Below are 17,208 nucleotides of genomic sequence, written 5' to 3' on the forward strand. Positions count from 1 at the left end.
GGATCGCTCAATGCGGCCGGGTGACGAACCTCATGTCCTGGCAGATCACCGGGGCGCCGTGTCCGGAGAGCTGATCCACGCCGCCGACACCGCTCCTGGACCACCGGCCGACGAGAAACGGCCCGATCAACGAAAACACCGCCGGGAATTCTTCCCGGCGGTGTTTCTGGAACCCATGGTCGTAGTGACTCGAGACGGACGTCGTCAGAACGCTCCCAACACGATCAACATCATGAAAACGAAGGCCGCACCCATGACCAACCGGTCGAGACGAAGCGTGAGGCTCATCACACCCTCCTGTGTCATTGACCTGACACAAGGCTAGCAGAACTGGCGGCGGCCGCAAGGGGGCGAAACCGTGGCACGACCACGGCGGAGCCAAGAGTAGCGTTAAGCGCGTATTAAATCATTGATTAGTCTTGGGGATGAAGGCCGCGATCAGCCTCGCTCGACCAGCTTTTCGATGGCTTTTGCAGCAGAGATGACCTGAGCATCACGACCAAATCCGGCCATGACCTGGATGCCGGTAGGCAGACCTCGCCCGCCACGACCGAACGGAACGGTCGCGCAGGGGACACCGAGCAGAGTCCAGAGACGGTTGAAACGGGAATCGCCGGTCGAATCGCGGGTGGCGGGTGCCTCCCCCGGGGCCGAGTAGGTCACCACGACATCGACCTCGGCGAAGAAGCCCCGGGCCGCATCGCGGCCGCGCCGGGAGCGTCGGCGAGCCTCGTCATAGTGCTCCGGCGTCGTCGCGCGGGCCGCATCGAGATAGCTGCGCAGCTTCGGCGGAAGATCGTCGCGGTGACGGGCATACTCCCAGGCCAGGGCCTGGGTCGCCTCGTAGTCCTGGAGCGGGCCGTGCGCATCGAAGGCTTCCGCGAGCGCCGCGGGACCTTCATGCGGAACCAGCACCGCGCCCGCAGCTGCCGCCCTCTGCTCGAAGCGCTGCAGCGCCTCCGCGGCGGCCGGCTCAGGCGCGCCGGCATAGGCCTGACGATGGATGCCGATCCGCAGACCGCGGAGGTCGGCGGCGGGCGCATCGAGATCCCGGCGCCCCGTGATCGCCGCCAGAGCCAGGCCCGCATCATCGGCGCTCGCGGCCATCAGGCCGAGCGTGTCGAGCGACCAGGAGAAGGGCTTCACGCCGACGGTCGGCAGCAAGGCGTAAGAGGGCTTGATCGCGGCCACACCGCAATAGGAGGCCGGGCGGATGACCGATCCGCCGGTCTGCGTCCCGATGGCCAGCGGGAGCATGCCGGCGGCGACGGCCGCCGCGGAGCCGGCCGAGGAGCCGCCGGGGCTGGCGGCGGCGTCATGCGGATTGAAGGTCGGGGCCGGGTCGAGAAAGGCGAAGGCGGTGGTGTGGGTCTTGCCGGCCACCGTCGCGCCCGCGGCCCTGAGCGCCATCACGATCGGCGCGTCGGCCCGGGGGCGCCAGTCGCCATAGATCGGGGAGCCCATCTGCGTCGGCAGATCGGCGGTGTCGATGATGTCCTTGACGCCGCAGGCGATGCCCGCAAGGGGGCCTGCGCCGGGCAGAAGCGCCTCGGGCCGGCTGGCGAAAGCCTGGATCTGTGGCTCGCGCTCGGCAATCCGCGCGGCGCTTTCGGCCAGCGTCTCGGCTGGGCCGGCGTCGCCGCGGGCGATGCGGCCGAGGATCTCGCGCAGGCTCTGCATGTCACTCTCCGATGAAGCGGGTGATCAGGCCCGTGGCACGGCGGGCAACGGGAATGGCGATGAAGGCGGTCACTGCTGCGCAGGGCCAGGCGACGGCGAAAGCCGCCAGCCAGTGGCGGACGAAATCGACGGGCAGGCCGAGATTGAGCCAGGTCACGAGGGCGGTCATCAGGAAAGCCATGATGCCGGCCATCAGAACCGGAAAGATGAAGCGCGCCTTGCCGGTCATCGCCGGATCTCCCTGCCGGAACGGAATGTCCGCTGTGTCGCATGCGGCCTGGTGATCGCGCCAGTGGCGTCGGGGACATGCGGCACCGCCTCTGCTGCATCCCGAGCCACCCCGCACCGCACCTCTTGACGCGGCACCGCCGCTGGGAAATGTCCAGCCGAACGCGGTTGAAAGTCCTCCGATGCCGACCCTTGCTCCCCTGGCCGCCGCCTCGCCCGTCATCCAGTTCCATGTCGCTGCTGCTCTGCTGGCGCTCGCGTCCGGCGCCGTGGTCGCTCTCATCCCCAAGGGAACGCGGCCGCACCGCCGCCTCGGCTGGATCTTCGTGTCGGCGATGATGCTCGTCGCCCTGAGTTCGCTCCTGATCGCGCGCAGCGGCCATTTCAGCGCGATCCACTTGCTGACGCTCCTCACGCTGATCAGCCTGCCCTATGCGGTCGTGTCCCGTCGCCGCGGCAATATCGCGGCGCACAGGTCTGCGATGACCGGCCTTCTCCTGGGGCTCGTCATCGCCGGGGGCTTCACGCTGCTGCCGGGCCGGCTGATGCATGCGGTGACCTTCGGACAGGCGGGATCGGCGCGTTAAGGACGCGTTAACCGCCGCGCCAAAGTTAATCCGGCTGTGTCGCTTCGGGCTCACCCGGTTGAGAAACCGTTCACGAAGCGGGTCGCATTTGAACGGTCATGCGACGCGTTCACCTCGCCCTCATCGCGCTTGGCCTGCTCGGAACCGGGCTCGCCGGCTGCGGCCAGTTCCAGAAGCCGCAGCGCGCCGCCTGGCGTGACCAGGCCGAAGCCGCCTGCCTGTCCTCGCGCCAGGTGCAGCTCTCCTCCTATGTCAGCCTGCGCGGCAAGCCGATCGACGGGCCCGGAACCTGCGGCATGGAGAAACCGCTCAAGGTCTCAGCCTTCGCCAATGGCAGCGTCGGCCTGACCAGCGGCGCCACCCTGTCCTGCCCCATCGTCGCGACGACCGACAAGTGGCTGGCCGAGGTCGTGCAGCCGGCGGCGCAGAACGTGCTGGGCGCGCAGGTCATCGAGATGCGTGCCGGCTCTTATTCCTGCCGCGCCATGAACAACGGCACCGGAACCCGCCGGACTTCCGAGCATGCCTTCGGCAATGCCGTCGACGTGTTCTCCTTCCGCCTGAACGACGGCCGCACCGTCACCGTCAAGGACGGCTGGCGCGGCGCTCCGGAGGAGCAGAACTTCCTGCGCGAGATCTTCGTCGGCGCCTGCGAGCATTTCTCGACCGTGCTCGGACCGGGCGCCGACATGTTCCACTACGACCATTTCCACATCGACCTGGCGCGGCATTCGAAGGGCCGCCGCATCTGCAAGCCGGTGATCAAGTACACGCCGAACTACAACCTGCCGCCGCCGGACCCGGCCCGGCCCTATTCCTCGGCCCAGCCGAGCCTGCGCGATGCCGCCCCGGCCATGGTCGCCGGAGGGGCCCTGATGCGGCAGCCGAGCGGCGGTCTGCGCCCGCCGGGCGCCGTCTCGGCGGGAGGCTACCCCGTTGCGAACCATCAGGGACAGGGGCTGGAGGCGCAGCGGCGCTTCCTGGAGGAATACGACAGCAAGCCGCTGAACCAGCCGCGCTACAACCGTCCCGGCGACGTCCAGGCCCTGCCGAGCGAGCAACGCGGCCCGCTGATGCTGCCGGGCTCGGTGCCGCCGACCGAGGAGGTGATCCTGGGTGACGACGAGGGCACAGGCGTCGTCGATCAGGAGGGCTACGACCAGGCCCAGCCGCTGATCACGCCGCAGCGGGACCCCTTCGCCTACAGTTCGGGACGGGTGCCGGGCCGGCGGTAACGCGAGCGATCAGCGCGAGACCAGAACCTGCCTGCACTCGGCGGGCAGCGCATCGAGCGACATCGGCGGCTTGGGCTTCGGCGCCGGCCCGGTGCGCGGCGGCTTGGGCGGAGCGAAGATGGCGGCGCGCTGCCGCTCGATCCAACCGCTGAGTTCCTCGCCGCAGCCATCGCCGAAATTCGGCGGCTCCTGGCCGCTGCAGCTCGCCATGCCCGCCGGACAGCTCATTCGGATATGGAAATGATAGTTGTGGCCCCAGATCGGCCGGACCTTGTTGAGCCATGAGCGATCTGTCCCGGCCTCGCGGCAGAGCGCGACCTTCAGCGCGGGGTTGACGAAGATGCGCTCGACGCGCGGCTCGCTCGCCGCAGCCTTGATCAGCCGGGTATGGGCCGGCGTCCAGTGCCGGGGATCGACGTCGCGCCAGTCGGCACGGGCCATGTTGACGGCGGGCATGTTCTCGCGCGCCTGACGGTCGAGCCGGGCGCGGGGCATCGGCGTCAGCCAGATGTCGGCATCGAGCCCGATCTGATGCGAGGCGTGGCCGGTCAGCATCGGTCCGCCCCGGGGCTGCGAAATGTCGCCGACGAGCAGGCCCGGCCAGCCCGTGATCCGGGGCACGTCCCGCGCGAGCCCCTCGAGATAGTCGATCAGGATGGGGTGGCCCCAGTTGCGGTTGCGGTTCAGCCGCATGACCTGCCAGCTCGGTCCGTCGACCGGCAGCGCGGTCGCGCCCGCGAGGCAGCCGCGGGCATAAGACCCGATGGCGCGGGCCTGCAGATTGGCGGGGGCCGTCTTCTGGCCGAACAGCGAGCGCGCCGCGTCGGGGAAGGCGGCGATGTTGGCGGCGCGTCGCTTCGCCTCCTCCTCGGCGGTGGATTGCGCGTGCACCGCCGCGGGCAGGAGAGCCGCGAACACGACGAGGCAGAGCGCGGCGATTCGGCGATTCAGATTCTGCATCGCGAGAGATTCGTCCCGATCGGCTGGCGGGGTCAAGCGACCGACGATTTGCCCATGGACAAGCCGCGTTCGAGACGGCAGCTTTCGTCCAAACCAGATGCGGCCGAGACGGCTCGCAGGACTTCGGGGGAAGGACCACGCCATGACCACATTCACGATCGACCGCCGCGCCCTGCTCGGCGCGCTGGGGGCCAGCGCTCTGGCCGCTCCGGGAGCGAGCTTCGCGCAGGCGCCCTGGCCGCAGGGCCGGACGGTGAAGCTCGTCGTGCCGTTTCCGCCCGCCGGTGCGACGGACGTGCTCGGCCGCCTCGTCGCCGACAAGCTCGGGCAGAGCTGGGGCATCAACTTCGTCGTCGAGAACCGGGCCGGCGCCGGCAGCAACATCGGCACCGACGCCGTCGCCAAGGCGGAGCCCAATGGCGACACGCTGCTGATCGTCTCGGTCGGGCTGGCGACGAACCAGTATCTCTATGCCAAGCTCAACTACGATCCCGCCAAGGACCTCGCCCCGATCACGATGGTCGCGCTCGTGCCGAACCTGCTGGTGGTCAACAAGGAGCTGCCGGTCAATTCGGTGGCCGACCTGATCGCCTATGCCAAGGCCAATCCGGGCAAGCTGACCTACGGCTCCTCGGGCATCGGCACTTCGGTGCATCTGTCGGGCGAGTATTTCCAGAAGCTGACGGGCACCAAGATGGTCCATGTGCCCTATCGCGGCACGGCGCAGGCGACGCAGGATCTGATCGGCGGCCGCATCGACCTGATCTTCGACAACATCACCCAGGCGCTGCCGCATGTGCGCGCCGGCTCGATCAAGGGGCTCGCCATCACCACCGCCAAGCGTTCGCCGGCCGCGCCGGAGTTCGCGCCGATCGCCGAGACCGTGCCCGGGTTCGACGTCTCGTCCTGGTTTGCGCTCTTCGCGCCCGCCAAGACGCCGCAGGCGATCATCGACAAAATCCAGGCCGACACCAAGGCCGGGCTGGCCGACCCCGCGCTGCGCGCCAAGATGGCTCAGCTCGCCGCCGAGCCCGTCGGGGGCACGCCGGCCGAATTGGCGGCGTTCCTGCAGGCCGAAATGAAGAAATGGGGCGACCTGATCAAGGAACTCGGCATCAAGGCGGGTTGACGCCGACCTTGCCTTCGACGCGCCACGGAACCCACCGTGGCGCGTGGCGTTTCCCCGGCATCGCGTCGTGCGCTCCTGACGACGCATCCGGAGATTCACATCATGTCCACACTGGTCATCGTTCTTCTGGTCATCCTGCTCGTCGGCGGCGGCGGCTATTACGGCCATCGTTCCTATGGAACGACCGGGCTCGGCGGCGTGCTCGGGCTGGCGCTCGTGGTGCTGCTGGTGCTGTGGCTGCTCGGCGCGCTCGGCGGCGCGCCGGTCCGCGTCTGACCGGGGAGCACCGCGCGCCGCTCAGACGGGCGCGCGGTTTTCCCAGACGGAGACGGCTGCCACGAGATCCTCGAGCGACATGCCGACCGATTTGAAGACCGTGATCTCGCCTCCCTCCGCATGGCCGGGAAGGCGGCCGTGGCACAGATCGGTCAGCGTGCCGGCGACGCGGTCCGCGGCATAGCTGCCCTCGTCGATTCCGATGGCGACGTCGCCGCCCTCGTCGATCGCTTTTTCGGAGTCCACCACGACGCGAGCGCGCTCCAGCGCGTCGGCATCGGCTTCCCGCATCTGCATGGTGAAGGCGCCGACCAGATCGAGATGGGCGTCGCGCTTCAGCCAGCGGCCGTGGATCAGGGGCTGCGTCGCATTGGTGGCGCAGGAGATGATGTCGGAGGTCCGGGCCTCTCCCTCGAGATCGGTGACGGCCCGGGCCTCGATGCCTTCGGCGACGAGTTGGGCCGCGACGGCTTCGGCGGCCTCGGGCCGGCGGGCCCAGATTGCGATGTCCGTCAGCGGGCGGACCGCACGATGCGCCTTGACCAGGAACGGCGCGAGCCCCCCTGCACCGACCATCAGCATCTTGCTCGCAGTCGGATTGGCGAGGTGACGGGAGGCCAGCGCCGAGGCGGCGGCGGTGCGCCACAAGGTCAGCCGGTTGCCGTCCATGACCGCGAGGGGCGCCCCGGTCCGGCCGTCCATGAGCAGATAGGCGCCCATGACGCCGGGCAGGTTGCGCGCGCCATTCCCGAAGAACACGGACACGATCTTCGTGCCGATATAGGGCTGCTCCGCATCCGGCGCACTCCAGGCCGGCATGATCAGCAGCACGGCCTCCTCGCCCGGACGCTCGATGCGGTGATGGGCACGCGGGGGAACGACGGCATTGCCGCGGAAGGCCTCCGCCAGCGTGTCGATCAAACCCGGAAAGCTCAGTGCGGCATCGATCTCCGCCGTCCCGAACAGCCGCATCAGCCGCGCCCGCTGGTCAGCGCCGGCAGCGCGGAATCAGGCACTGCGGACCGGAGCATCTGCGTCTCAGAACGCAGCGCCTCGGCCTCGCGACGGTTGCGCCGCGCGGCCTTGCGGTGCTTGCCCTGGGTCAACCAGGACGCGAAGCCGCCGATCAACACGCCTGCGGCCAAAGCGGCCAGGACCACGGCGAACAACGGCACGTCGAGGGCGAAGACGGGCACATCGCGGCTCACCGGATCGAACGACACGCGCACCGGCGCGCGGTTGGCCACGGCGAAGAGCACGACCACCAACGCGATCGGCACGAGCAGAAGGGCCTTGAAGACGGATTTCATCGCTGTTCCTCCGCGAGATCGCTGGTTCAGGGACTTCGGCAGGGTCGTCGGAACCGCAGACACAAATCCAACGGCTTCGTCAGCTCTCGCCCTGCCGTGGCAGTCGCCACTCTCCGCGCCGGCCCCTCATCAAGGCCCCTCGGCCTCCGGGGAGCGTCGTCCGCGGGTCAGGCCTTGCCGTTCAGCCGCAGCCGCAATTCCTTGCCGGTCTTGAAGACCGGAACGAATTTCTCCTCGACCTCGACCGCGTCACCCGTGCGCGGATTGCGGCCGACGCGGGCCGAGCGGGCCTTGCGCGAGAAGGCGCCGAAGCCACGAAGCTCCACCCGATCGCCCCGCGACAAGGCCTTGACGATCTCGTCGAGGATGGCCGTGACGATGTTTTCGATGTCGCGCTGATACAGATGACCATTGCGCTCGGCGATGCGTTGAACGAGTTCTGATTTTATCATCGCTGCAATCTAACCGCTTGTATCGAAATCACTTTTCGATTGCAGGCTGCCAGAGCGCCAAAGGCGCGTCAAGCCGCAAACCGAGTGGCTGGTCCGCGGCGCGCGCCAAAACCGCGGCGAGCGTGTCCAGCCCGGCGGCCCGTGCCATCGCTTCGCTCAGGCTCCAGAGGCCGAGGGCGGAGGACTCGCTGGTGCGGCGCCAGTCGCGCACGCGCAGCCCCTTCGCGACGCCCTTCTCGCGCTCCAACCAGGCGATCGCCTCCGGCTCCCCGCCGATCTCGTCGACGAGCTTGAGCGCCGCAGCCTGCCGGCCGGTATGGACGCGCCCGTCCGAAACGACGGCGATCTCGGGCTCGGCGAGCTTGCGCCGCTCGCGGACGGTGCGCTTGAACCAGTCGTAATTGTCGTCGACGACACGCTGGAGTGCCGCACGCGCCTCCGGCGAGGTCGGCTCGAAGCCGCTCGGCGCGGCCTTCAGGGGACTGGACTTGATCGACTCGACCTTCACGCCGACGGTGTCGAGCAGTTGCGACACGTTCGGCAACTGGAACAGCACGCCGATCGAGCCGATGAGCGAGGTCTGGCGTGCGACGATCCGGTCCGAGCCGATGGCGGCGATATAGCCGCCCGACGCGGCCAGCCCGTCGACCACGGCGACCATCGGCTTCTTCGCCGCGAGGCGGCGCAGCGCATCATAGAGCGCCTCCGAGCCGCTGACGGTGCCGCCGGGGCTGTCGATGCGGACGATGACGGCGGCAGCCCGGCTCTCCTCGAGCGACTTCACAAGGTCGAGCGTCCGGCGATCGCCCGAGATGAAGCCTGAGATCGTGACACGGGCGATATGCGCCTGCGAGAGCGAACCGGGTGTGCGGCCGGTCCAGGCCAAGCCGGCGACCACCGCCGCGCCAATGACGCCGATCACGGCCAGCAGGCGCCATAGCGTGACCTTGCGGCGCAGATTGCGACGGTCGGCGAGCAGGTCGGCATCGGACGACATCAAGGCGCTCCTGTCGGTTGGCGCGGTCTGGGAGCCGCTTGGAGAGGATGGCGAGGGCGCCGCGCTCCGCGCCCGTGATGTAGCTCCGCACCGTCAGCGGGGCAAGGTGATGCGCGCCGCTCAGACCGCGACAGGGTCGCGCGCCCGATCGAGCGCGAGCAGCGCGAGGCCGCTGGCGACCGAGCGGAAGGCATCGCCGACATGGATCCGCTCGGCGCCGAAACGCCGGTCGAAGAGCGCCCGCACGGCCGGCACATGAGAGGTGCCGCCGGTCATGAAGACAGCCTCGATCGACCCGGCGGCGACATGGGCCTCCGTCAGCGCCCGGTCGAGCGCGGCCTCGATGGCGGCGACATCCTGCGCGATCCAGACCTCGAACTCGGAGCGCGCGATTCGTCGCTCGATGGTGATACCGGTCTGCGCGAAACGCAGCACCGTTTCGTCGGCGCCAGATAGCGCGATCTTGGCCGCCGAGACGGCCCGGTAGAGTTCATAGCCGAGGTCGTACTCGATGACGGTGAGCAGGTCCTCGAGCTTGTCCGGCTCGACGGCCTCGCGGATCAGGGCCTTGAGTTCGGCCATGGTCTCGCGGCTCTTCATCAGCGAGAGCCGGTGCCATTGCGCGAAGGCGGCGTGGTAGTGGGCCGGGATCGGCAGCAGCTTGCCGAAGGAACGATACTGCGTGCCCTTGCCGAGACGGGGCGAGATCGCGTGCTCGATGATGCGGTAGTCGAAGGTGTCGCCGGCAACGCCGACGCCGGCATGGGAGAGCGGCGTCGCCTCCAGCCGCCCGGCTGGGCCGGGCTCGAAGCGCATCACCGAGAAGTCGCTGGTGCCGCCGCCGAAATCGGCGACGAGCATGGTCTGCGGCTGCTTCAGCTCGCGGGCGTACCAGTAGGCGGCGCCGAGCGGCTCGTAGGCGAAATCGACCTGCGGCATGCCGGCCCCGGCATAGGAGGCCTTCAGCCGGCCGAGTGCCAACTCCTCGTCGGGGCGCTCGCCGGCAAAGACGACGGGTCGGCCGGAGACCAGCGGCCTGGAGGCCAGACCATCGAGGCCCGCGACGAGGTCGGCAAGGAAGACGCCGATCAAATCCTCGAGCCGGAACAGCTTGCCGAAGAGCCGCGTCTCCTGGAAGGCACGGCTGGAGAGATGCGTCTTGAGCGACTGCAGGAAGCGGTGCTCGGTGGTCATGCCCAGCGCCATGTCGAGCGCGTCGGGCCCGCTGACATGGGCGATGCGCGTCGCGGGCGGGCGCCCCTCGCGCCAGAACATCAGCGCCGAACGATAGGCGTCGACGGCACCCTGCTTCGTCGCGAAGGAGCGCGTCGTCACCAAGCCATTGGCATTGGCGAGCGCCACGACGCTGTTCGTCGTCCCGAAATCGATGCCGATGGCGGCGATGGTCATGACGTTTCCTATCTCACGTGCCCGATCCGGATGTCATTCCGGGGCTTCGCGCCAACGAAGAACCCGGTACCCACGACTGGGCGAGCGTGTCCCATCGGCGGCGATCAGGGCTCATCCAATCGTGGGTTCCGGGTTCGGCCCTGCGGGCCGCCCCGGAATGACAAGGTGGTCCGAAACAAAAGCCCGCGCGGATCGCTCCGCGCGGGCTGCTGGACGATCCGGCCGCTGTCGCGGCCGAACGATCACTTCTTGTCGGTCGTCGCCTTCTTGAGGGCGGCGCCCAGGATGTCGCCGAGCGAGGCGCCGGAGTCGGCGGAGCCGTACTGCGCCATCGCCTCCTTCTCCTCGGCCATTTCCAGGGCCTTGATCGAGACCTGGATCTTGCGGGCCTTCTTGTCGAAGAGCACGACGCGGGCATCGACCTTCTCGCCGGCGGCGAAGCGCTCGGGGCGCTGCTCCTGGCGGTCGCGGGCGATCTCGGCGCGCTTGATGAAGGTGGTCATGTCGGTGCCGGTGATCTTGACGTCGAGACCGCCTTCCTTGACCTCCATCACCTCACAGGTGACGACCTGGCCCTTCTTGAACTCGCCGGCATCCACGAAGGGATCGCCGCCGAGCTGCTTCAGGCCGAGCGAGATGCGCTCCTTCTCGACGTCCACATCGAGAACGACAGCCTGCAGCATGTCGCCCTTCTTGTATTCCTCGATGACCTGCTCGCCCGGACGGTTCCAGTCGAGATCCGAGAGATGGATCATGCCGTCGATGTCGCCTTCGAGACCCAGGAACAGCCCGAACTCGGTCTTGTTCTTGACCTCGCCCTCGACCGTCGAACCGCTCGGATGGGTCTCCGCGAAGACCTCCCAGGGGTTGCGCAGGGTCTGCTTGAGGCCGAGCGAGATGCGACGCTTGACCTGATCGACCTCGAGGATCGCGACGTCAACTTCCTGCGAGGTTGAGACGATCTTGCCGGGGTGGACGTTCTTCTTGGTCCAGGACATCTCGGAGACGTGGATGAGGCCCTCGATGCCCGGCTCCACTTCGACGAAGGCGCCGTAGTCCGTGATGTTGGTGACGCGACCCTTGAGGCGCGCGCCGACCGGGTAACGCGCCGCGATGCCATCCCACGGATCGGCGAGCAGCTGCTTGATGCCGAGCGAGATGCGGTGCGTGTCCTGGTTGATCTTGATGATCTTGACCTTGACCGTCTGGCCGATGGTGACGACCTCGGACGGGTGGTTGACGCGACGCCAGGCCATGTCGGTGACATGGAGCAGGCCGTCGATGCCGCCGAGGTCAACGAACGCACCATATTCGGTGATGTTCTTGACGACGCCGTCGATGACCTGGCCCTCTTCGAGCGAGGCGACCAGCTCGGAACGAGCCTCGGCGCGGGTCTCTTCGAGGACGGTGCGGCGCGACACGACGATATTGCCGCGGCGACGATCCATCTTGAGGATCTCGAAGGGCTGCGGCTGGCCCATCAGCGGGCCGACGTCGCGGATCGGACGGATGTCGACCTGCGAACGCGGCAGGAAGGCCACGGCGCCGTCGAGATCGACGGTGTAGCCGCCCTTGACGGTGTTGAAGATGACGCCCGAGACCTTCTCGCGGGCCTCGAAGGCCTTCTCGAGCTTGACCCAGCTCTCTTCACGACGCGCCTTGTCGCGCGAGATGACGGCCTCGCCGAGCGCGTTCTCGATCCGGTCCAGATAGACCTCGACCTCGTCGCCGACCTTGATGTCCTGATCACGGCCGGGGCCGTTGAATTCCTTGAGCGCGACGCGCCCTTCCGTCTTCAGGCCGACGTCGATGATCGCCATATCCTTCTCGATGGCGACGACCTTGCCCTTGATGACGGAACCTTCGAGGGCTTCGTTCTGACCGAAGGATTCCTCGAGAAGGGCGGCGAAATCCTCGCGGCCCGAAAAGCTTTCTACGGCTGACATGCATTCTCCTGACGCCGGCCGCGTCTCCCGCGGATGTCCGGCAAGCGCCCGTTTGGGTTGGTGTTGCAGGCCGGATGCTCCCGTCGGCGCCTCCTCAGAGGCTGGCCGCCATGCCCGCGCTCGAAGCGCCGGACAGGGCGAACGGCGCAAGGCCGCCGGTTCTGCATCCGCATCCGAACGATCCGCCCCAAACACGAAACGGGAGCCAGCCAAAAAGGCCGCCCCCGGCTGTGATCGATCACGGCCCTTCGGACAGGCGCGATGTAGTGGAAATCCGCCGACGGGGCAAGGGCGAAGGCCACCCCCTCCGGCGCAGCCCGCCGCGACATGGGACAGCGCGAACCGTCCCGATGTGCTCGCCGCTGCGGACGGATCGTGCCAGAACGGGCGGTGATCCATCGCACTGCCCGCGGAGAGACGTCCGTGACCGACGATCCCGATACCCCCGCCGAGACCAAGCTGACCCGGACCAAGCAGGCCTGGGCGCGGGATGGCAAGTTCCTGACCGGGCGCGTCGCCCGTCCCGAGAGCGAGCGGCTGCCGCCCGGCCAGCATCGGGTGAAGGACTGGCCGGTGCTCGATCTCGGCCTGCAGCCCGAGATCGCCCTGTCGAACTGGACGCTCGACATCGACGGGCTGGTGGACCGCCCCCTGCACTGGCGCTGGGACGATCTGATGGCCCAGGAGCCGGCGACTGAGGTGTCCGACATTCACTGCGTGACCACATGGTCACGCTATGACAACCGCTGGGACGGCGTCGCCACCCGCACGATCCTCGATCTCGCTCACCCGAAGCCCGAGGCCGGCTTCGTCGTGCTGCACGGCTATGACGGCTACACGACCAATCTGACGCTGGCGGATTTCGCCAGCGAGGACGCAATCCTCGCCCATTCCTGGGAAGGCCGGCCGATCACCGCTGAGCATGGCGGGCCGCTGCGGCTCGTCCTGCCGAAGCTCTACTTCTGGAAGAGCGCGAAATGGCTGAAGCGCATCGAATTCACGCCCGAGAACCGGCCCGGCTTCTGGGAGGTCCGCGGCTACCACGACCGCGGCGATCCGTGGCGGGAGGAGCGCTACAGCGACGATTGAGCCGCCGCTGGGGGAGGCGGCTCCCGGCCGCTTCCCCACCGCCCGCCTTCGTGCCACGGTGTGGCCGTCTCGTCTGCGCTTGAGGAGCATGCCATGGGCTGGGTTGTCTTGGGGCTGATCGCCGCGATCGCCGTTTATCTGATCATGACCTATAACGGCCTCGTGGCGATGCGGCAGCGCGTCAACCAGGCCTTCGCCGACATCGATGTGCAGCTGAAGCAGCGCCACGACCTGATCCCCAATCTCGTCGAGACGGTGAAGGGGTATGCGACGCATGAGAAGACGACGCTCGATGCGGTCATCTCGGCGCGCAACGCCGCGCAGGGTGCCGCCAGCGTCCATGACAAGGCAGCGGCCGAGCAGCAATTGTCCGGCGCGGTCGGGCGGCTGCTGGCCCTGGGCGAGGCCTATCCCGACCTCAAGGCGAGCGCGAATTTCCAGCAGCTCCAGGTCGATCTCGGCAATGTCGAGGACAAGCTCGCCGCGGCGCGGCGCTTCTTCAACAACGCCGTCAGCGAGTTCAATGCAGCGATCCAGGCGTTCCCGGCCGTGCTCTTCGCGCCCCAGATGGGATTCAGCCAGCGCGAGTTCTTCGATGTCGGCGAAACGACGCGCGCCCAGATCGAGGTGGCGCCGAGCGTGAAGTTCTGAAGCGACGCCGCAGGCGGCGAACGGGGCGGCGGCGATGCTGGGCCAGGCCTTCGGGCTCTACAGCCACATGCGCAACAACCGGATCAGGTCGGGCTTTCTGATCGCCGGCCTGTTTCTGCTCGTCTATGTCACGGTCTGGGGCCTGCTGCTGGTGGGCTACGGCTATGGGGGCGTTCCGCGCGGGACGACCGCCTATGCCGAGGCCGGACGGACCTTCTGGCGCTGGCTGCCCTTCACGACGCTCGCCGCCGGCGCATGGGTCTTCATTGGCTTTCGTATCAATGTCGGGCTGATCGGCGCCGTCTCGGGCGCCAAGGGCCTGTCCCGCGAGGACAATCCCAAGCTCTACCGGATGCTGGAGAATCTCTGCATCTCGCGCGGCCTGACCGTGCCCAAGCTCGCCATCGTCGAGAGCGAGGCGCTGAACGCCTTCGCCAGCGGCGTCAACGACAAGCAGTTCACGGTCACGGTCACGAGCGGCCTGCTGGCGCAGCTCAACGATGCCGAGGTCGAGGCCGTCCTCGCCCATGAGCTGACCCATATCCGCAATGGCGACGTCCGGCTGATGATCATCGCCGTCGTCATCGCCGGCGTCATCTCGCTCGTCGGCGAGATCGTGTTCCGCGGCCTGTCGCGCAGCCGCATCCGGATGTCCTCCGACGATTCCAGGAAGGGCGGCGGCGTCGCCATTCTGATCGGCTTCGCCGTGATCGCGCTGGCCTGGTTCCTGGCGATCGTGATCCGGCTGTCGCTCTCGCGCTCGCGGGAATACCTCGCCGATGCGGGAGCGGTCGAGCTCACGAAGAACCCCGACGCGATGATCTCCGCCCTGCTCAAGATCGCCGGGCGTGCCGATATCGAGGGCGTGCCGTCAGGCGTGATGGACATGTGCTTCGAGAACGACCCCGACGATTTCGCCGACCTGTTCTCGACCCACCCCTCCGTGACGAAGCGCGTGCAGGCGCTGGTGCAGACGGCCGGCGGCCGGATGCCGGCGATGCCGCCGCATCCTCCGCGCATCGCCGAGCGGCAGGACCTGCAGACGATGGTCGCCGAATCCGCTGCAGGCGTCGATCCGGCCGCCCGGGGGCCCTGGGCGCGGCCGACGGGCGGCGGCAGCGCCAGCCCCTGATCGTTCAGCGGCCGTGCCGGGCCCAGTCCAGCGCTTCTTCCAGCCGATCGTCGCCCCAGAACAGTTCGCCATCCTCGGTGACGAAGGTCGGCGCACCGAAGATGCCGATCGACTTGGCGTATTCGATCTCGGCGCGCAGCCGGCCCTTCACGTCCTCCCCACGCGAGGCGGGAAAGGCGACGCCTGGGTCGGCACCTGCCTGCTTCAGGGCCGCATTCAGCACGGCCTCCTCCGCGATATTGCGCCCTTCGCCGAAGCCGGCGCGGAAGAGCGCCTTCGAGAAGGCCGGCAGCCAGCCTGCCTCGCGGCCTGCGAGGGCCAGCCGCGCGGCGATCAGGGAGTTCTGCGGAAAGGTCTCGGGCCTGACCAGCGCAAGCCCCTCGCGCCCGGCACGGCGCTCCACGTCGCGCCACATATAGCGCCCCTTGCTGGGAAAGAGCGTGAAGGGGGAGGTCGACCAGCCTTGGGCCGCGAAGATGGGGCCGAGCAGAAAGGGCCGCCAGCGGATGCTCACGTCCGCGGCCTCCGCAAGAGGCTCGATCCGCAGCGCGGTCAGAAAGGAATAGGGGGATGCGAACTCATACCAGAAGTCCAGAACAGGACGGTTCGGCATTCGGCCTCCGGAGCAGTCGGGTCGGTGTGGCGTCGCGCCCCAGGAAGGTGAGCTTCCTGCGACGCGACCGCAAGACGCAGCGGGATGCCCAAGCGTCATCTGCCTGAGTCATCAACACCCATCCATCAGGCGGGGACGCGCGATCGATCAAAAGGTTCCGATTGCGTCGCCCCCGGTGCTGGGATAGTGCGCCATTGCGTTCGAAAAGCGGCCTTTCGCGACCGCCATGCCGCAACAGCAGGATGATGCCCAGATGATCGAGAAAAGCGTGAAAAAGGTCGTGCTCGCCTATTCCGGGGGCCTGGACACCTCGATCATCCTGAAGTGGCTGCAGACCACCTATGGCTGCGAGGTCATCACCTTCACCGCCGATCTCGGCCAGGGCGAGGAACTCGGGCCGGCGCGCGACAAGGCGCTGCTGCTCGGCATCAAGCCGGAGAACATTTTCATCGAGGATCTCCGCGAGGAGTTCGTGCGCGACTACGTCTTCCCGATGTTCCGCGCGAACGCGGCCTATGAGGGCGTCTACCTGCTCGGCACCTCGATCGCGCGGCCGCTGATCGCCAAGAAGCTGATCGAGATCGCCGAGAGGCTCGGCGCCGACGCCGTCTCGCATGGCGCCACCGGCAAGGGCAACGACCAGGTCCGCTTCGAGCTGACCGCCTACGCCCTGAAGCCCGACGTCATGGTGATCGCGCCCTGGCGCGAATGGGATCTGCGCTCGCGCGAGCAACTCATCGCCTTCGCGGAACAGCACCAGATTCCGATCGCCAAGGACAAGCGCGGCGAGGCGCCCTTCTCGGTCGACGCCAACCTCCTGCACGCCTCCTCCGAGGGCAAGGTGCTCGAGGACCCGGCGCTGGAGGTTCCCGATTACGTCTACTCGCGCACAATCTCGCCCGAGGACGCGCCCGACAAGCCGACCATCGTCAGCATCGACTTCGAGACCGGCGATGCCTGCGCGATCGACGGCGTGAAGATGTCGCCGGCGACGCTGCTGGCGAAGCTCAATGAACTCGGCCGCGACAACGGCATCGGCCGGCTCGATCTCGTCGAGAACCGATTCGTCGGCATGAAGTCGCGCGGCATGTACGAGACGCCCGGCGGCACGATCCTGGCCGTCGCGCACCGCGCCATCGAGTTCGATCACGCTCGACCGCGGCGCGGCCCATCTCAAGGACCAGATCATGCCGCAATATGCGGAGCTGATCTATAACGGCTTCTGGTTCTCGCCGGAGCGCGAGATGCTGCAGGCGCTGATCGACAAGAGCCAGGAGTTCGTCGCCGGCCAGGTCCGCCTCAAGCTCTACAAGGGCGGTGTCCACGTCATCGGCCGCTCCAGCCCCTACTCGCTCTACGACCAGGACCTCGTCACCTTCGAGGAAGGCGCCGTCGCCTATGACCACCGCGATGCGGCCGGCTTCATCAAGCTGAACGCGCTGCGCCTGCGCACGCTCGGCCAGCGCAAGAAGAAGCTCGGCCTCTGAGCGAGCCTTCCGGACTTCGACGATGC

The 17,208-nt window shown here is 67.9% G+C and carries 17 protein-coding genes and 1 pseudogene; 8 read left to right on the forward strand and 10 right to left on the reverse strand.

All coding sequences use genetic code 11. The features are described 5' to 3' along the window. Nucleotides 1-438: 438 nt before the first annotated feature. Together SJY11_RS22505 and SJY11_RS22510 are read right to left on the reverse strand one after the other, a co-directional pair. Entirely contained in the window at nucleotides 439-1,680 is a 1,242-nt protein-coding gene (locus tag SJY11_RS22505) for an amidase (RefSeq protein ID WP_376988952.1), read from the reverse strand. Nucleotide 1,681: 1 nt separating this feature from the next. Further along, nucleotides 1,682-1,909 (reverse strand): DUF2798 domain-containing protein, encoded by a 228-nt coding sequence (locus SJY11_RS22510; RefSeq protein WP_376988953.1) that lies wholly within the window; start codon nucleotides 1,907-1,909, stop codon nucleotides 1,682-1,684. Nucleotides 1,910-2,090: 181 nt separating this feature from the next. Between SJY11_RS22510 and SJY11_RS22515 the strand changes: the two genes are divergently transcribed. Together SJY11_RS22515 and SJY11_RS22520 are read left to right on the forward strand one after the other, a co-directional pair. After that, nucleotides 2,091-2,495 (forward strand): DUF2306 domain-containing protein, encoded by a 405-nt coding sequence (locus SJY11_RS22515; protein WP_376988954.1) that lies wholly within the window; start codon nucleotides 2,091-2,093, stop codon nucleotides 2,493-2,495. 98 nt (nucleotides 2,496-2,593) lie between these two features. Beyond that, nucleotides 2,594-3,730 carry an extensin-like domain-containing protein gene (locus SJY11_RS22520; RefSeq protein ID WP_376988955.1) on the forward strand — a complete coding sequence of 379 codons (1,137 nt, stop codon included), beginning with the start codon at nucleotides 2,594-2,596 and terminating at the stop codon, nucleotides 3,728-3,730. 9 nt (nucleotides 3,731-3,739) lie between these two features. Here SJY11_RS22520 and mepA read toward each other — a convergent pair whose 3' ends face one another. Further along, nucleotides 3,740-4,690 carry a penicillin-insensitive murein endopeptidase gene (gene mepA, locus SJY11_RS22525; RefSeq protein ID WP_376988956.1) on the reverse strand — a complete coding sequence of 317 codons (951 nt, stop codon included), beginning with the start codon at nucleotides 4,688-4,690 and terminating at the stop codon, nucleotides 3,740-3,742. A 142-nt stretch (nucleotides 4,691-4,832) separates the two neighbouring features. Here mepA and SJY11_RS22530 point away from each other — a divergent pair, with 142 nt between their 5' ends. Next, entirely contained in the window at nucleotides 4,833-5,819 is a 987-nt protein-coding gene (locus SJY11_RS22530; protein ID WP_376988957.1) for a tripartite tricarboxylate transporter substrate binding protein, read from the forward strand. A 102-nt stretch (nucleotides 5,820-5,921) separates the two neighbouring features. Then, entirely contained in the window at nucleotides 5,922-6,095 is a 174-nt protein-coding gene (locus tag SJY11_RS22535; protein WP_326907223.1) for a DUF3309 family protein, read from the forward strand. A 21-nt stretch (nucleotides 6,096-6,116) separates the two neighbouring features. On the opposite strand, the gene lhpI is transcribed toward SJY11_RS22535, so the two are convergent. The 6 genes from lhpI to rpsA form a co-directional block, all read right to left on the reverse strand. Continuing rightward, a complete protein-coding gene (lhpI, locus tag SJY11_RS22540; protein ID WP_376988958.1) occupies nucleotides 6,117-7,067 on the reverse strand; it encodes a bifunctional Delta(1)-pyrroline-2-carboxylate/Delta(1)-piperideine-2-carboxylate reductase in 951 nt (316 codons plus the stop codon). Then, nucleotides 7,067-7,405, reverse strand: coding sequence for a lipopolysaccharide assembly protein LapA domain-containing protein (locus SJY11_RS22545; RefSeq protein ID WP_326907227.1), 339 nt, complete (start codon nucleotides 7,403-7,405; stop codon nucleotides 7,067-7,069). Before SJY11_RS22545 ends, lhpI begins: the two co-directional genes overlap by 1 nt. A gap of 167 nt (nucleotides 7,406-7,572) precedes the next feature. After that, nucleotides 7,573-7,857: an integration host factor subunit beta gene (gene ihfB, locus SJY11_RS22550; protein WP_066721705.1), complete on the reverse strand. Its 285-nt coding sequence runs from the start codon at nucleotides 7,855-7,857 to the stop codon at nucleotides 7,573-7,575. Nucleotides 7,858-7,885: 28 nt separating this feature from the next. Beyond that, nucleotides 7,886-8,854: a signal peptide peptidase SppA gene (gene sppA, locus SJY11_RS22555; RefSeq protein WP_376988960.1), complete on the reverse strand. Its 969-nt coding sequence runs from the start codon at nucleotides 8,852-8,854 to the stop codon at nucleotides 7,886-7,888. A 120-nt stretch (nucleotides 8,855-8,974) separates the two neighbouring features. After that, nucleotides 8,975-10,264, reverse strand: coding sequence for an Hsp70 family protein (locus SJY11_RS22560; RefSeq protein WP_376988961.1), 1,290 nt, complete (start codon nucleotides 10,262-10,264; stop codon nucleotides 8,975-8,977). 242 nt (nucleotides 10,265-10,506) lie between these two features. Beyond that, on the reverse strand, nucleotides 10,507-12,210 hold the full coding sequence (rpsA, locus tag SJY11_RS22565) for a 30S ribosomal protein S1 (RefSeq protein WP_326907236.1): 1,704 nt from the start codon (nucleotides 12,208-12,210) through the stop codon (nucleotides 10,507-10,509). A gap of 423 nt (nucleotides 12,211-12,633) precedes the next feature. Between rpsA and SJY11_RS22570 the strand changes: the two genes are divergently transcribed. The 3 genes from SJY11_RS22570 (at nucleotide 12,634) to SJY11_RS22580 (ending at nucleotide 15,082) form a co-directional block, all read left to right on the forward strand. After that, nucleotides 12,634-13,299, forward strand: a complete 666-nt coding sequence (locus tag SJY11_RS22570) for a sulfite oxidase-like oxidoreductase (RefSeq protein WP_376988962.1) — start codon at nucleotides 12,634-12,636, stop codon at nucleotides 13,297-13,299. A 93-nt stretch (nucleotides 13,300-13,392) separates the two neighbouring features. Further along, complete coding sequence (locus SJY11_RS22575; protein ID WP_376988963.1) at nucleotides 13,393-13,950, forward strand: LemA family protein; 558 nt, start codon at nucleotides 13,393-13,395, stop codon at nucleotides 13,948-13,950. A 34-nt stretch (nucleotides 13,951-13,984) separates the two neighbouring features. Beyond that, nucleotides 13,985-15,082 (forward strand): M48 family metallopeptidase, encoded by a 1,098-nt coding sequence (locus tag SJY11_RS22580; protein ID WP_376988964.1) that lies wholly within the window; start codon nucleotides 13,985-13,987, stop codon nucleotides 15,080-15,082. Nucleotides 15,083-15,086: 4 nt separating this feature from the next. Here SJY11_RS22580 and SJY11_RS22585 read toward each other — a convergent pair whose 3' ends face one another. Then, the gene (locus SJY11_RS22585; RefSeq protein WP_326907244.1) at nucleotides 15,087-15,695 is read right to left on the reverse strand and encodes a 2-hydroxychromene-2-carboxylate isomerase; all 609 of its coding nucleotides are present in this window, start codon (nucleotides 15,693-15,695) and stop codon (nucleotides 15,087-15,089) included. A 253-nt stretch (nucleotides 15,696-15,948) separates the two neighbouring features. Here SJY11_RS22585 and SJY11_RS22590 point away from each other — a divergent pair. Beyond that, nucleotides 15,949-17,182 (forward strand): annotated as a pseudogene (locus SJY11_RS22590) (argininosuccinate synthase). The last annotated feature ends 26 nt before the right edge of the window (nucleotides 17,183-17,208 follow it).

Source organism: Allobosea sp. R86505 (assembly GCF_042466375.1).
Taxonomy (GTDB): Bacteria; Pseudomonadota; Alphaproteobacteria; order Rhizobiales; family Beijerinckiaceae; genus Allobosea.